18 protein-coding genes are annotated in these 15,047 nt (G+C 41.3%); 12 read left to right on the top strand and 6 right to left on the bottom strand.

Going from position 1 to position 15,047, the window contains the following annotated elements:
- Positions 1-36 precede the first annotated feature (36 nt).
- The 4 genes from ABJF92_RS15145 (at position 37) to ABJF92_RS15130 (ending at position 3,824) form a co-directional block, all read left to right on the top strand.
- On the top strand, positions 37-1,788 hold the full coding sequence (locus tag ABJF92_RS15145) for a RecQ family ATP-dependent DNA helicase (protein ID WP_446816611.1): 1,752 nt from the start codon (positions 37-39) through the stop codon (positions 1,786-1,788).
- Positions 1,789-1,797: 9 nt separating this feature from the next.
- Positions 1,798-2,295 (top strand): SprT family zinc-dependent metalloprotease, encoded by a 498-nt coding sequence (locus tag ABJF92_RS15140; RefSeq protein WP_446816610.1) that lies wholly within the window; start codon positions 1,798-1,800, stop codon positions 2,293-2,295.
- A gap of 112 nt (positions 2,296-2,407) precedes the next feature.
- Positions 2,408-3,247, top strand: coding sequence for a tRNA 2-thiocytidine(32) synthetase TtcA (gene ttcA / locus ABJF92_RS15135; protein ID WP_446816609.1), 840 nt, complete (start codon positions 2,408-2,410; stop codon positions 3,245-3,247).
- A 10-nt stretch (positions 3,248-3,257) separates the two neighbouring features.
- A complete protein-coding gene (locus ABJF92_RS15130; protein WP_446816608.1) occupies positions 3,258-3,824 on the top strand; it encodes a YfaZ family outer membrane protein in 567 nt (188 codons plus the stop codon).
- A 74-nt stretch (positions 3,825-3,898) separates the two neighbouring features.
- Here ABJF92_RS15130 and ABJF92_RS15125 read toward each other — a convergent pair whose 3' ends face one another.
- From ABJF92_RS15125 to hemN, 3 genes are read right to left on the bottom strand one after another with little or no spacing between them, the layout of a single operon-like run.
- On the bottom strand, positions 3,899-4,441 hold the full coding sequence (locus tag ABJF92_RS15125) for an adenine phosphoribosyltransferase (protein WP_446816607.1): 543 nt from the start codon (positions 4,439-4,441) through the stop codon (positions 3,899-3,901).
- Positions 4,442-4,467: 26 nt separating this feature from the next.
- The gene (fnr, locus tag ABJF92_RS15120; protein WP_446816606.1) at positions 4,468-5,229 is read right to left on the bottom strand and encodes a fumarate/nitrate reduction transcriptional regulator Fnr; all 762 of its coding nucleotides are present in this window, start codon (positions 5,227-5,229) and stop codon (positions 4,468-4,470) included.
- Positions 5,230-5,248: 19 nt separating this feature from the next.
- Entirely contained in the window at positions 5,249-6,616 is a 1,368-nt protein-coding gene (hemN, locus tag ABJF92_RS15115; RefSeq protein ID WP_446816605.1) for an oxygen-independent coproporphyrinogen III oxidase, read from the bottom strand.
- Between the two features lie 174 nt (positions 6,617-6,790).
- On the opposite strand from hemN, the gene ABJF92_RS15110 reads away from it, so the two are divergent.
- A complete protein-coding gene (locus tag ABJF92_RS15110; protein WP_446816604.1) occupies positions 6,791-7,378 on the top strand; it encodes an alpha/beta family hydrolase in 588 nt (195 codons plus the stop codon).
- A gap of 12 nt (positions 7,379-7,390) precedes the next feature.
- The gene (tusA, locus tag ABJF92_RS15105; protein ID WP_446816603.1) at positions 7,391-7,627 is read left to right on the top strand and encodes a sulfurtransferase TusA; all 237 of its coding nucleotides are present in this window, start codon (positions 7,391-7,393) and stop codon (positions 7,625-7,627) included.
- A 40-nt stretch (positions 7,628-7,667) separates the two neighbouring features.
- Here tusA and ABJF92_RS15100 read toward each other — a convergent pair whose 3' ends face one another.
- The 3 genes from ABJF92_RS15100 to ABJF92_RS15090 form a co-directional block, all read right to left on the bottom strand.
- Complete coding sequence (locus tag ABJF92_RS15100; RefSeq protein ID WP_446816602.1) at positions 7,668-8,261, bottom strand: CBS domain-containing protein; 594 nt, start codon at positions 8,259-8,261, stop codon at positions 7,668-7,670.
- A gap of 41 nt (positions 8,262-8,302) precedes the next feature.
- Positions 8,303-8,602: a hypothetical protein gene (locus ABJF92_RS15095; protein ID WP_446816601.1), complete on the bottom strand. Its 300-nt coding sequence runs from the start codon at positions 8,600-8,602 to the stop codon at positions 8,303-8,305.
- Positions 8,603-8,749: 147 nt separating this feature from the next.
- Complete coding sequence (locus ABJF92_RS15090; protein ID WP_446816600.1) at positions 8,750-9,166, bottom strand: MaoC family dehydratase; 417 nt, start codon at positions 9,164-9,166, stop codon at positions 8,750-8,752.
- Positions 9,167-9,359: 193 nt separating this feature from the next.
- On the opposite strand from ABJF92_RS15090, the gene sppA reads away from it, so the two are divergent.
- The 6 genes from sppA (at position 9,360) to yjjG (ending at position 14,609) form a co-directional block, all read left to right on the top strand.
- The gene (sppA, locus tag ABJF92_RS15085) at positions 9,360-10,397 is read left to right on the top strand and encodes a signal peptide peptidase SppA (protein WP_446816599.1); all 1,038 of its coding nucleotides are present in this window, start codon (positions 9,360-9,362) and stop codon (positions 10,395-10,397) included.
- A 74-nt stretch (positions 10,398-10,471) separates the two neighbouring features.
- On the top strand, positions 10,472-11,236 hold the full coding sequence (locus tag ABJF92_RS15080; RefSeq protein WP_446816598.1) for a hypothetical protein: 765 nt from the start codon (positions 10,472-10,474) through the stop codon (positions 11,234-11,236).
- 48 nt (positions 11,237-11,284) lie between these two features.
- Positions 11,285-12,196: a 50S ribosomal protein L3 N(5)-glutamine methyltransferase gene (prmB, locus tag ABJF92_RS15075; RefSeq protein ID WP_446816597.1), complete on the top strand. Its 912-nt coding sequence runs from the start codon at positions 11,285-11,287 to the stop codon at positions 12,194-12,196.
- A 10-nt stretch (positions 12,197-12,206) separates the two neighbouring features.
- On the top strand, positions 12,207-13,307 hold the full coding sequence (gene aroC, locus ABJF92_RS15070) for a chorismate synthase (RefSeq protein ID WP_446816596.1): 1,101 nt from the start codon (positions 12,207-12,209) through the stop codon (positions 13,305-13,307).
- Positions 13,308-13,372: 65 nt separating this feature from the next.
- A complete protein-coding gene (yjjX, locus tag ABJF92_RS15065; protein WP_446816595.1) occupies positions 13,373-13,921 on the top strand; it encodes an inosine/xanthosine triphosphatase in 549 nt (182 codons plus the stop codon).
- A 13-nt stretch (positions 13,922-13,934) separates the two neighbouring features.
- The gene (gene yjjG, locus ABJF92_RS15060) at positions 13,935-14,609 is read left to right on the top strand and encodes a pyrimidine 5'-nucleotidase (protein WP_446816594.1); all 675 of its coding nucleotides are present in this window, start codon (positions 13,935-13,937) and stop codon (positions 14,607-14,609) included.
- Positions 14,610-15,047: the final 438 nt, after the last annotated feature.

Below are 15,047 nucleotides of genomic sequence, written 5' to 3'. Positions count from 1 at the left end.
GATGCAGAATAGTCGGCGATAAGAGATAATTGATTTATGATTTCAAAGCAGTCTCTCCTACATCAACTTGGTTATGACAAGTTCCGCCCCCTTCAAGAAGAGGCTATTGATGCTCTATACAATGAGCAAGACGTTTTATTTGTTTCGTCTACTGGTAGTGGTAAATCCTTAGTCTATCAACTCACAGGGATATTGAAGGATGGCGTTGCCATCATCGTTAGTCCGTTATTATCTCTAATGCATCAGCAGGTAGAGACGCTTAAGGCAAAAGGGCTTCGAGCTGAGTTTCTTAATTCCAGTCTTAACCCTGGGGAACAAGATGATCTGGTCACTTCCTTACGACACAAGCACATAGATTTACTGTACTTAGCACCGGAAAAGCTGATACAGCCATCTGTTATAGGCTTACTACATAGCATAGAGATCTCTTTATTTGCCATAGACGAAGCCCATTGCATTACCCAATGGGGAAGTGCTTTCCGCCCTGAATATAGTCAGCTTGGGCAACTAAGGAACAGTTTCCCTTCAGTCCCGATTATTGCTTTAACTGGTACGGCTGATAAACAGACCATTGAAGAGATCCAATCTTCTTTAAAGCTAAATGATTGCAAGCTCATAAAAAGTAAGTTTGATCGTCCTAATATCGAGATCAAAATTGCTCAAAAGCGTAAGGCCAAGCAGCAATTACTGCATTTTTTACATTATGAAGTCGCAGGGCAATCTGGGGTGGTGTATTGCCGCTCCCGAAAAAACACAGAATCACTTTCACAATGGTTAGGCCAATTAGGCTTTGTCAGTCACTGTTACCATGCGGGTATGAGTGAGCTCGACAAACATCAGAGCCATCAAGCCTTGTTAACCAAGCAAGGTTGTATTTTGGTTGCAACCACCGCTTATGGCATGGGTGTGGACATCACTCATCTTGATTTTGTTGTTCATATGGATCTCCCTAATAGTCCAGAAGCTTTTTTACAGGAAGTCGGCCGTGCTGGTCGAAACGGCCAAAAAGCTAAAAGTCTGCTGCTATATGGTCTTCAGGATATGATGAAGGCTTTGCAACTAACCTCTTCAATTAGTGACAGCAATGATAAAAACCAACAGCAGTTGCTTGATCTGTTCCAGGTGTTAGAGGGTAGGGGTTGTCGAAGGAAAAGCCTCATGAGCCATTTTGGTGAAGACATTAACCATTGCGGTCACTGCGAACGTTGCCTTACACCGAAAGCTGAACAAAACATGACAATTGCCGCCCAAAAGGTATTATCGTTAATTTATCATACCAAGGGATTACAGCCCTTTAGCTTGATCATACAGGTGTTGCTAGGCAAGAAAACCAAAGCGGTAACAGGTATCAAAGCGGAAAAGCTGTCTTTATTTAACAAAGGTCGCGAGCTCTCGGAAATTCAGTGGAAATCTGTCATTCGCTATCTCCTCGCTTATGGCTTCCTAAAGGTTCCCCCAGGTAGTGTGTTTATGGTGCATCTAACAGAAAAAGCAAGATGGATTTTGAAAGGTGAACATCAAGTTTTATTGTCACAAGAGCATTTTTATCCCTATATGGATGAAAAAACCATTAACTCAGATACGGCTATCTGGTACCAATTAATGCGCTGGAAATACGCTAACTCTGAACTGCCAATCAACGAAAAACAACTTAAGCAGGTCTATTTACACAAACCAAGTTCTTGCGCGTCAATGAGTCGACTGACAGGATTGCCTAAGGAAAGCATCACTCCTTTTTGGGACTCTTTACAGAAACAGTTTTGTGAACCAGCCAGTGGTCAAGAGTGATTGGTTAGGATGAATCATCAGGAAGAATCAGCGTTTGCCGAAATCAACCAACAAGTTGACATCTGTTTTGACAAAGCAGATCGTTTTTTCAATGGGCGCTTTAAACGCCCCAGCATAAACCTCAAGCAACGTGGTAGAGCAGCGGGTACCGCTTATCTAGAAAGAAATGAACTGCGCTTCAACTTCTACATGTATGAACAGGACCCTAAAAAATTCTTACAAACAGTCGTCCCTCATGAAGTGGCTCATCTTATTGTTCACCAAATTTATAACCGACAAGCCTCTGCGCATGGAAAAGAGTGGCGGGCGGTTATGGAAAAAGTATTTAACAGCCCAGCTGAGAGAACCCATACCTTTCAAGTAAAACCCCCTAAGGTTTCTTTTCACTATGCTTGCGATTGCCAGACACATATTTTCAGTCAGCAGCGACATAATAGAGCGTTAAAGGGAACTCAGTATTTGTGCAAGCTCTGTAAGAGAAATTTGGAATATCTGCCCTTAGATTGATTTATTTACCACATGACTGGGATTTTGCTTCTTAGAGTAGTTTTTACTGCTTTTTTAATGCGGCTATATCGAGCTTATAGTAAGATAGCCGCATTTCGTTTACAGCGTGATTATGATGGATTTATCGAGTCGACCCAAAGAAAAGTTAGAATTAAATAAGTTACAAAAACGTCTTCGTAGGATGACAGGGCAAGCTATCTCCGATTTCAATATGATCGAGGATGGTGATAAGGTAATGGTATGTTTATCTGGTGGTAAAGACTCTTTTACCATGTTGGATATATTGCTTAACCTACAAGCCAGCGCGCCCATTAACTTTAGTATTGTTGCCGTTAACCTAGATCAGAAACAACCTGGCTTTCCTGAGCATATTTTGCCCGCTTACCTTGAAGAGCTTGGTGTAGATTTCCATATCTTAGAGCGTGACACTTATAGCATCGTCAAGGAAATTGTACCGGAAGGCAAAACCACTTGTGGCCTATGCTCTCGCTTGCGACGTGGCTCTTTATACGGTTTCGCGGAAGAAATTGGCGCGACAAAAATCGCCCTAGGTCATCATAGAGATGACATACTAGAAACTTTCTTTTTAAACATGTTTTTTGGTGGTAAATTAAAGTCAATGCCTCCCAAACTGCTTAGCGATGACGGTAAACATGTTGTCATTAGGCCTCTTGCTTATTGTAAAGAAAAAGACATTGAAGCCTTTTCAATCGCCAAAGAGTATCCGATTATTCCGTGTAATCTATGCGGTTCGCAAGAGAACCTGCAGCGTCAAAACGCGAAAGACATGTTGAACGCCTGGGAAAAAGAATACCCCGGTCGTACCGATATTATGTTCTCTGCTATTAAAAATGTAGTACCATCCCATTTAGCAGATACGGAACTCTTTGACTTCAAAGGCTTAAAACAAAGCGAAGACGCCTTAAATAAATTAAACATTATTTCATTATAGGAAGATAGAAATGACAAAGCTGCAAAAAGCTCTATTAGTCGCTTTCGGGTTAACAGGTTCTACTTTAGTAAGCGCTTCAAATGCTAGCCTGAATTTAACAAATGATGTTATTAATGGCGATGCAACGGTTAACTTTGGAAATTTTGCTGTTAGCGGTGGTGGTACATACGATGAGGATAGTAACTCTAGTATTGCTTATATCGGCATTGGTGTTGAAGATGCGGAGCCAAATGGCCCATTACAAGCAGGTATTGGAATTCGCGGTTCAGTAATCGATACTGACACAGAGAATGACGAGAATAAATTAGCCGCCACGATAGGTCTAGGTGGTTGGTACCGTTACACACTTCCACAAGCTAACCGTTTAAGCATTTATGGCTCTGGTTATTACTCTCCAGAAATTTTAACACTTACTGAGCTTGATCATACCTACACATATGAATTGCGTGGTGAATACATGACCATGCGAAATGCTAGAGCTTATGTTCGTTACGGTAAAACGGTAGTCGTGTTTGATGATGGCTCCCATAAAGACATCAATGCAGGTATTTCTGTGGGTGCTTCTGTCGATTTTTAAGCAATAATACCTGGCTCAATTGACATAAAAAAAGGTGGCTTAGCCACCTTTTTTTATTTTTCTAGATATAGATTTTATTCGCCCTCATAGGCGCATAAACTAAATACCGGAACATTCGAGTCACGAAGTAATTGACTACCGTTCAGGTCTGGTAGGTCAATAATAGCAGCAACTTCTTTAATATTTGCACCTTGCTTCTTCAGCAGCTTGATCGCGGCAAACAATGTACCACCTGTAGCAATCAGATCATCAAACAGTAATACCTGATCACCTGATTCAACAGAACCCTCTTGAATCTCCAGTTCCGCTTCACCGTATTCTAATTTATAGCTTTGTGAGATTGTCTTGCCAGGTAACTTGCCTTTCTTACGGATCAAGATTAGCGGTTTTTGAAGTTCATAAGCGATAATAGCTGCAATTAAAAAGCCACGAGCATCAATACAGGCAATGTGACTAATATCACTGTCAATGTAGCGGTGGATATAAGCATCCGCGACCATTCTTAGGCCTTTTGGGTCACTGAAAATAGGGGTGATATCTCGAAAGCTGATACCTTCTTTTGGCCAATCCTCAACTGTTTTGATTAATGACTTAATATAAAAATCATCGTAGATCATAATACTTCTAAACCTTGTTACTATTATCAAATAGAATTAATTCTATCACAGTCACCCTGTATACCCACCAATTTCTGAACATCTGGTAAGTTTATAATAGTGATTTCTTTCCCTTCTACCTTTATTAAGCCGCTTTTTTGAAAACGAGTGATCACTCGACTGACAGTTTCAACCGCCAAGCCTAAGTAGTTGCCGATCTCATTGCGAGACATGGAAAGACGAAATGAAACGGCAGAGTAGCCGCGCTTTTCAAAACGATTTGATAAATTAAGTAAGAAAGAGGCCACTTTTTCATCCGCATTTTTCTTGCCCAATAACACCATCATCTGTTGGTCATCTGAGATCTTACGACTCATTATCTTAAAGATCTGACGCTTCAAGGAAGGGATTTGAGATGACAATTCTTCTAAGTGGCTAAAAGGAATTTCGCATACAGTCGTGGTTTCGAGAGCCTTAGCTGATACCGGATAAATGTCGGTATCAATTCCGCTTAAACCGACTAATTCACTTGGGCAATAAAAGCCAGTAATCTGCTCTTCGCCGCTACTAGTAATATTAAAAGTTTTTAATGTTCCAGTACGTACAGCATAAACAGCATCAAAGCTTTGTCCTTGTCGAAATAGTACATCGCCTTTTTTTAACGGGCGCTTTCTCTCAATGATTTTGTCTAGCTTATTAATATCTTCGTCGGCTAAAGCAATCGGTAAACATAAGGCACTTAAACTACACTGCTGACATTGAGCGGTGAGTTGACTAGTGAACTTAGGTGTAAGGGACGAACTAGACATACTTATCTCCGTGTTCCTACTAGATTACTTTTGAATAAGCCGCTCTTTGAGGTAAGTGCTTATCAAAAACCATACATATACATCGAATTATTTGGCGACCAGATGCTGATACAGACAATGTGTAAGACGATGTGGTGAAGTCTATATTCAGTATACCATCATCAATCATGGGTTGAAGCAATAACACTTCGTTTGCAAAGTATTCTTTAAAGCTAATGCCATAACTCGCCTCAATAGCATTAATATCAAGGCTTAGATTGCAAATAAGCTGCATTATGACGTCATGGCGGATCTTATCATCTCGATTTTTTATATAACCCTTTGCAATAGGCAATTGACCATTCAATATGCTGTTTTTATAAAGGTTCATATCCGTATGATTTTGTATAAAAGTATCATTAATATCACTAATAGCTGAACAGCCAAAGCCAATTAAGGACGTTTCTGCATGGGTCGTATAACCCTGAAAATTTCTCTGTAAACATCCCTGCGATTTGGCGATGGCCAAAGTGTCATCGTGCTTAGCAAAGTGATCCATACCAATATGCTCATAGCCCGCCACTAATAAACGCCTTGTGGCCAACTCAAGTAAATCGAGTTTCAATTTAGCATTAGGCAAAGTGTCTAAAGCAATTCTTCTTTGTGACGCAAACCTTTCTGGCAAGTGAGCGTAATTAAACACTGACACTCTGTCAGGTTCTAGGGCAATGACTTTATCTAGGGTAAGGTTGAAGTTAGTTAAACTCTGGTAGGGTAGCCCGTAAATCAGGTCGAAATTAATTGAATCAATTGGCTTTTGTCTAAGCAAACTCATTAGTTCCGTTACTTGTTCTAAAGATTGCACTCTGTGTATGGCTTTCTGTACAGTAAGATCAAAGTCCTGAACGCCGATACTGATACGATTCACACCTTTAGATACTAGAAATTCGATTTGCTCAGGACTTACTTGGCGTGGGTCAATCTCAACACTAAAATCATGGTTACCACTGATGTCTAAGGTGAAATGTTGTTCGATAATCTCGAATAGCTTCTGGAACTGACTAACCGTTAAAAACGTCGGGGTTCCACCGCCAAAATGTAGCTGAGTGACCTTATTATCATGATTTAAGATAAGGCTTTTTAAGCGAATTTCTTCTTCTATTAGCTCAAGATATTCATCCGCTTTGCTCTGTTGTTTTGTTACGATTTTATTGCAAGCGCAGTAGTAACAAAGATGAGCACAGAATGGAATGTGGAAATACAAACTTAAAGTACTAACCGATGAAGTCATCATCTTATCGATGAGTAAAATCCGCTTTATGTCTTTATTAAAGGATAAGGCCGTCGGGTAGGATGTGTACCTTGGTCCTGAAACATTATATTTTTCGATTAAATTTTGATCCCACATTGTTAAATACCCTTAATTTATCATGTGAGTATCTTAAAGCGCTTTAGAGCATTAGACGCTGACACGGGTCAAGACTTTGTCACTCTTAAAATATTGCCCAGCATCTCGTGTTAAACCCGTGCCTAAATATAGGGATGGCTTTATAATTATGAAATATCAATGAGGAAAATCGTCTTGAAAGAACCGACAATATGGTTATCGCATGGTGCCGGAGCAGGACATAGCAGTTGCTTCATGACTCAATTCAATCAAGTTTTAGCGGACCAATTTAGCACTGAAATCCAAGCCTATACTTTTGATTACATGTTACAGCAGGAGCTTACTGGCAAAAGGCGTCCACCTCCAAAATTCTCGTTGCTTGTTAGTGAGTGGCAATCTGATATTCCATCTGGCCAGAACCACCTTTTGATTGGTAAATCCATGGGGGGCAGGGTAGCGACTCAGTTAACTAAGGTTGATGGCGTAAAAGGGATTATCTGCCTAGGGTTTCCTTTTTACCCAGCTGGCAAGCCGGAAAAACATAGATTAGCTTTTTTTGAAGCGCTCAAAGTACCTTGTTTAGTTATCCAAGGTACTCGTGATCAAATGGGCAACTACGACTGGGTCTCGCAACAAACCTTACCAAACCAAGTCGACCTTGTGTGGGTAGAGGGTGCAGACCATGACTTTAAGCGGTTAAAAAAGCAGAATATTAGCCTGCTTGAGACCATACAAGAGCTGGCTTCAATTATCGCTGACTGGCGAATAAAGCACTCAATTTAATTTGGAGAAATAATGCAACACCAAGCCGTACTCGATGCAGAAGGGTTATTATGCCCAGAACCTGTCATGATGCTACATGTTGAAATGCGTAAACTCGCACCTAAAGATGTATTAAAAGTTATTGCTACTGACCCATCTACTACTCGAGATATTCCTAAGTTTTGTCAGTTCCTGGGTCATACTTTGCTGGATCAACAGCAAAACGACAATGGTTTTTATTTTTACTGGATACAAAAAAAAGAGGGCTAAATTAGCCCTCTCGCGTTCTCACCTTCTTTAACTAGGTCAATTACGCCACGCGTAACTTGTGTTCGTGTCTTGTCATACCGTGAATCGCAATATGGTAAGTGTTTGCAAAGTTTGAAGAAGCCACATCTAGATCAAGTTTTAACTGTCTCGCTACATCATTAGATGAAATCAAGCCTCGAATCGCTTTGCTTTCTTCGTCTAGCACCAGCAAATGTTGCTGAAAGTTTTCTTTCTGGCTGAACAATAAAGATTCTATATCGGCTTTCTGAAGTGACGTATAAGACAAGGCTAACAAATCATCTTTACTACGCATTAAATCAGCTACCAAAATCTCTGAACGTTTAAAGCCTTTCGCAATGTGCTTAATAAAAGCTTCTTCAGATAGGTCTTCTAAGCTGATAATCCCTTCAAATTGATTGCTTTCATCGACAACGATTTTCAAGCGAACATGCTCTTTGCGCATGAGGCGTACCAACTCATCGGCGCGAGTATTAGATTCGATCATACGAGGAGCATTTTCAATAAAATCTGTAAATACAGTCGTTGCAGGGCTGTATAAATTAATGTTTTCTACGCGAGCAGGAAAAGTAAGACCATGTGTGTTCTTAGTTGAAACATAAGTAAGTGTTTTCATAATACTGTCCAAAATAATGAATTTAAAATATTTAGGTCGAGTTATATGAAAAGTACTGGGGGAGCTCGCGGATGGATTTCTTCTAATGATAATGAAGAAACAGATGGGTTAGGGCGTAAAAAAGAACCTTTAACAGGTTCAACCAAATTAAGTGATCGAGAAAGGGCAACAACACTAGAATCGCTGTCTAGATCGAGTTCGCCAACACTAATATCAAAAAATAAGTGACTTTGGGCAGGCTCTAACCATTTTAGATCATGACCATCACTTGCTTTAGCCGTTTGACCAACTGCCAGCAATGATGCCAATAAAATAATGATATTGAAAAACCGATGTGTCATCACATCCCCCAAAGCCATTTAATCTTTTTACAATATAGACCTAAATGATCAGAAAGCCTAGCGACATTAAGGTGTTACTTGATTTTTGCTTTATCTGTTCAAATATGAAACAAGTCTGTAGTGAATGGACATAATCCCATGCATATATTACGCAGGCATCATTATGGTTGCTTCGCCAGTCACCACAAGCTTACCTTCACATAGACATTCTGTTTTCAGTGTCACACGTTTTCTACGCTGGTTTATATCAGCAACGGTAATCCGTGTAACCACTTCCTGACCTATAAAAACAGGGCCGCGAAACTTAACACTTTGGTCTAAGTAGATGCAGCCAGGCCCAGGTAACTTAGTACCAATCGCGGCAGAGATAAAGCCCGCACTAAGCATGCCATGAGCGATAGGTTGGCCAAAGGAGGTTTTGGCGGCGTATTCTGCATCAAGGTGTACAGGGTTAGTGTCACCCGTTATTCTGGCAAAATCCTGTACATCTTCTTGGGTAACTGTTTTTACATACTCAACGCTTTGATCTAAAGAAAGTTGATCTAATGTGTAACCTGTAGTCATGTTCCATCCTAATAGTAAATTTTACGCTATCTTACACCCTTGTATTTAAACGAGCTAGATGAGAAACAGAATGCTCATCCTGAAATAATTAATACATATAGTAAGCAGTGGTATAAAATTTGTGCTTAATCCCAGCCTTATCGTATTAAGGCTTTGAAACCAAAACTAAGACAGTGATTATTAGGATGATTTAATGAGTTGGACTGAACAAGAAGACGAACAACAAGCCCCAAAAAAACAGGTCGACAATGAAACACTTTCTACACAGCCTCAAGACTCACAAACAATTAGCTCAAAAGATAATAATTCGCAAGACAGCAAAATCTTGCAGCTACTTGAAAAAACATTGAATGAGAATATCGTTGAAAAACGTCGCGCCCGTCGCTGGAAAATATTCTTTCGTCTACTCACCTTTTCCATCATAGCCTGCCTAGGTGTCTTCTGGTTTACCCAGCAATCTCTTGATGTCATGTCTGTTGACCAAAACGAAGTAGCGCTAATGCCGATGAGAGGTACCATTGGTGCTAACGCAGAAATAGACTCCACAGAATACGTGTCTCTTATTGATGAAGCTTATCGCAATCCAAATTTAGAAGCTCTGGTCATTCAGCTCAACAGCCCAGGGGGGAGTCCGGTGCACTCGGGGTTAATCTATGACGCCATTAAAGATAAGCAAGTCCTTTACCCGAGTATCCCCGTAATCGTTGTGGTTGAGGATATGGCTGCTTCAGGTGGCTATTATATCGCTGCTGCCGCCGATGAAATTTATGCGAACAAAGCCAGCTTAGTCGGTTCTATTGGTGTCATATCATCGGGTTTTGATGCCACAGGCCTCATGGATAAAATCGGGGTAGAGCGACGCACTTTTACGGCAGGGAGAAACAAAGCCTTCCTAGATCCATTTAGCCCCATGACAGAGGAAGCTCGTGGTAAATGGCAAGCAGTCCTTAATGAAACCCACCAGCAATTTATTGATGCCGTTATGGAAGGTCGTGGCAATCGTTTAAAAATCAACGATGATGTTTTTTCTGGCCTTGTCTTTACCGGAGCTAAAGCTGAAAAAATTGGTTTAATTGATGGCCTCTCAAGTATTAACGACATTCTTAACAATCGTTTTGCCAACGCCAATGTAGTGGTTTATCAGCCATACCAAGAATCTTGGCGTGAGTTAGCGAAAGAGCTTGGTGTTGAAATTGCCACCAAAGTGTTTACGGATCTAAAACTCAACTAACAGTATTTAAGACATAAGATAAATAATGTAATATAAGCTCATTATTTATCTTATATTGTTAGTTGGAGTTCATCATGGCCAGAAAGGCGAACATCTCGAAAGAAGAAATACATCTCGCCTGCTGGGAACTGTTAGAAAAAAACACCTTCCCAAACATCCCCAGAATCGCCGAATACTTTATTAGCAAAGATGGGCGTAAGTGCTCTAACACCACACTTCTCAACGCTATCACCGAATGGGAAGAAATCTACAAAGAACACCAACAACATCAGCTCAAGCAATTAGATGATGTCATGTCGCCTGTGTTTCAGCGCTTCAATCGTGATGCTACCCAAAACCTTGGCAAACTTCTGGATGAAATCACCTTCGACCTTGAGCAAGGCCTGGACCGCAAGGATAAAGCTGTCAACGGAGGCTACCTCTCTCTTTCTAAGGCCCTCATCCAATGCCAAGAAGAACTAGACCAGAGTGAAGATAAATTAAATCAACTGACACAGGAAAATCAGTCATTACAAGAAAAAGTCGAAACATTAACACTGCGCAACAAAGACCTAACTGCTACCAATAATGTGCTCAATACTCAAATCAACCAGCTTCAAGAACAACATAAAGAGCTGGTCATCAACCTTGCTCAAAAAGAGGTAGATCTCGCAAAAATAGACAATGAACTCGCCGCTCGTAATGATGAGTGCGAGACTGCACTGCGCAAGCAGCGACAGCTGGAAGCAGACAATCATAAATTAGAGCAAGAGCATTGGCAAAAGATACGTCAGCAGTTGGATTCGATGAACAATAGCATTAACACTTTGAGCGCCAAGCATGGAGACAAAAAGGATTAACCGATATAATGAGGGAAGAAAAATCCAATCATTATATAAGTAGTTTACATGAGTTATAAGCAAAGCATTGTTCGTGATCTAAGCAGCATTAAAGACTTTATCCGCTGGACCTATAGCCAATTCCAGAAATCAGACATTTATTATGGCCATGGGACAGACAATCCATGGGATGAAGCGGTACAACTGGTTATGGGGGCATTAAAGCTGCCTCTAGATTTTGACCGTGACATGCTAGATTGCGCACTTTGCTATAACGAGAAAAAACACATTCTGAAGCTGGTTCATTTACGCACTACAAAACGCCAGCCTTTACCTTATTTACTGGGAGAAGCATGGTTTATGGGGCTGCCTTTTAAAGTCACTACAGACACTCTCATTCCTAGGTCCCCAATTGTCGCCTTACTTGAAAATGAGTTTTCCCCTTGGCTAACAAGCTATCCTCAATACATTCTGGATATGTGTACAGGAAGCGGCTGTTTAGGCATAAGCGCTGCGTTGGTGTTCGAAGACGCTGAAGTAGATATTACCGATATCAGCGAAGCAGCCTTAGTTGTGGCGAATGACAATATTCTGCGCCATGAAGTAGAAGATAGAGTGCAGGCCATACATTCAGATATGTTTACAGCACTCGATCAAAATAAAAAATACGATCTCATCATTTGTAATCCACCTTATGTTGATGCAGTTGACTTCCGTGAAGCACCAAAAGAGTTTCATAACGAACCGCAACTGGCACTCACATCTGGCGATGATGGTTTAGAGTTTACCCATAAATTCCTTGCCCAAGCCGCGCATTATCTCAGCGATGACGGTATATTAGTTTACGAAGTTGGCAATACGGAAGTCGCCTTACAAGCTGCCTACCCAAACACAGCATTTATGTGGGTAGATTTAGAGCAGGGTGGTAATGGGGTATTCATTTTGACCAAACAACAATTAAGTGAACTTACACAAGAGTAAAAATAACATTATGTCAGGCAACACATTTGGAACACTTTTTAAAGTCACCACATTTGGTGAAAGTCATGGGCTTGCTTTGGGTGCTATTGTTGATGGCTGCCCACCTGGCATTGAAATCTGCGAAGCGGACCTACAACGAGATCTAGATTTACGAAAGCCTGGTACCTCGAAACATACTACGCAACGCAGAGAGCCGGATGAAGTTAAAATTTTATCGGGAGTGTTTGAGGGCAAAACAACCGGCACACCTATTGGGCTAATGATCGAAAACCAAGATCAACGCTCGCGTGATTACGGCAATATTGCTGATACATTCCGCCCAGCCCACGCAGATTACACTTACGACCAAAAATATGGCTTCCGCGATTACCGTGGTGGCGGTCGTTCTTCTGCCCGAGAAACAGCCATGCGCGTGGCAGCTGGCGTGATCGCTAAGAAATACCTTCGTCAGCAATTCGGCATTGAAATTCAAGGCTTCTTGTCTCAACTAGGCCCAATTAAACTGGAAGTTAAAGATCTTAGCCAAGTTTATGAAAACAGCTTCTTTAGCCCGGACCCAGACGCAATTCCAGAGCTTGAGCAATATATGACGGCGCTTCGCCGTGAAGGCGATTCGATTGGCGCTAAAATCAGTGTAATCGCCAAAAACATTATGCCAGGATTAGGCGCCCCTGTTTTTGATCGCTTAGATGCCGACATCGCTAAAGCCATGATGAGCATTAACGCTGTGAAAGGTGTTGAAATTGGTGATGGCTTTGAGGTTATTGAGCAAAAGGGCAGTGAGCATAGGGATGAGATGACACCAACTGGCTTCTTAAGCAACCATGCCGGTGGCGTATTAGGCGGTCTGTCCTCAGGACAAGACATTATCGTTCATATGGCACTTAAACCAACGTCCAGTATCACCATCCCCGGCAAAAGTATCGACAGATCTGGCCAGCCAATTGAAGTGATCACAAAAGGGCGGCACGACCCCTGTGTTGGTATCCGCGCGACGCCCATAGCAGAAGCTATGTTGGCACTGACTCTGATGGACCATTTATTGAGACACAGAGCGCAAAACGCCGATGTTCAATGCCCAACGCCAATCATCACGCAAACTAACTTGTAACAATATTAATAAACAAAAGCCGCTTTAAATTCAAAGCGGCTTTTTTCTCTGTGTTAAGGATACAGATGACAGACATAATTAACTTGTGTGTAGGCTCCAACAATCCGGTAAAAATCAATGCCGCCATTGAAGCCTTTAGCCTTTGCTTTTCAAATTACAGCATCGAAGCAGCAGGGATGCACGCACCATCCAAGGTTGCGGATCAACCTATGACGGAAGTGGAAACACGCTCAGGTGCTGAAAACCGAGCCTTGTTTTGTGCCGAGCAAGATACACGACGCGAGTACGATTTTTACTTGGCGATGGAGGGGGGCGTTGACAGATTTTCAGAAGGTGCTGCCGCCTTTGCGTATGTCACTATCATTAATAATAAAGGCGTAATGACAACCGGTAGAACAGCAAATTTACCTATTCCAAATAGCATATACAATCAGCTAAAAAATGGTCTTGAACTTGGCGATATCATGGATGAGCGTTTTAACACAGTCAATGTTAAGCAAAAGGGTGGTGCAATAGGATTGCTCACCAATCAAGCCGCCACTCGCCAAAGTATCTACAGCCAAGCCTTAGTGTTGGCATTAGCCCCCACACTCCACCCAAATCACTACAAATAAGTAACCCCCCCATATGATGTACCAATGGATTTTCTTTGATGCAGACGAAACTTTATTTCATTTTGATAATTTCGCTGGTCTAGTACGCATGTTCAGTAAACATGGCATTGATTTTAAACAAACTGATTTTGATGCCTATCAGGCTATCAATAAGCCACTGTGGGTCGAATATCAAAACGGCAGCATTACAGCGGAACAATTACAAACACGTCGATTCAGACATTGGAGTGAAAAATTAGCCATAGATGAAATAACACTCAACAAAGAGTTTCTCGATGCCATGGCCGAAATTTGTGAAACCTTAGTCGGTGCAGAGCAGCTTGTTCAAAGTTTACGCGCACAAGGAATTAAGCTTGGCATCATAACTAATGGCTTTAAACAGTTGCAGAAAGTTCGCCTAGAGAAAACTGGACTCGATAAGTATTTTGATTCAGTGATCACATCCGAAGAAATTGGTGTGGCAAAGCCCAACCCAATCATCTTTGAAGCTGCTATGAAAAGTTTATCTGTGACAGACAAAACCAAAGTGCTCATGGTTGGCGATACACTGGAGTCAGACATTCTTGGTGGCATCAAATTTGGGATAGACACCTGCTGGTTAAATTCACACGACAGAACTGGCAGTGAGATTAAGCCAACATTTGAAGTTACTTCGCTAAATGAACTGCGCGCATGCCTTATCAAATAGAACTAACGCATAAATCAAAAAGAGCACTGGGTTAAACGCCAAGTGCTCAACCATGTGACCAGAGCACATAAAAAATGAAATCTAAACAAACAAACAACAAGTTTAGAGCAGTTATTCATACCGACTATTTCCGATAAATGTTATTATCGGAAATAGTGTATTAGGCATTATTAGCCTGTAATTCTGTAAATTTAAGGCCATTCACACTTGTCATTGTTCCATCCGATCTAACAATAGCTACTGTTATCAGTCTCGCCACGTCACTCACAGACTTGGTTTTCAAAAATTCAACTCTAGCCTATCTTGCTGACTTGCTGACTTGCTGACTTGCTGACTTGCTGACTTGCTGACTTGCTGACTTGCTGACTTGCTGACTTGCTGACTTGCTGACTTGCTGACTTGCTGACTTGCTGACTTGCTGACTTGCTGACTTGCTGA

Origin of the sequence: Marinomonas sp. (assembly GCF_039940335.1) — a bacterium.
GTDB lineage: Bacteria > Pseudomonadota > Gammaproteobacteria > Pseudomonadales > Marinomonadaceae > Marinomonas.
This window is presented reverse-complemented; position numbering and strand designations above follow the sequence as displayed.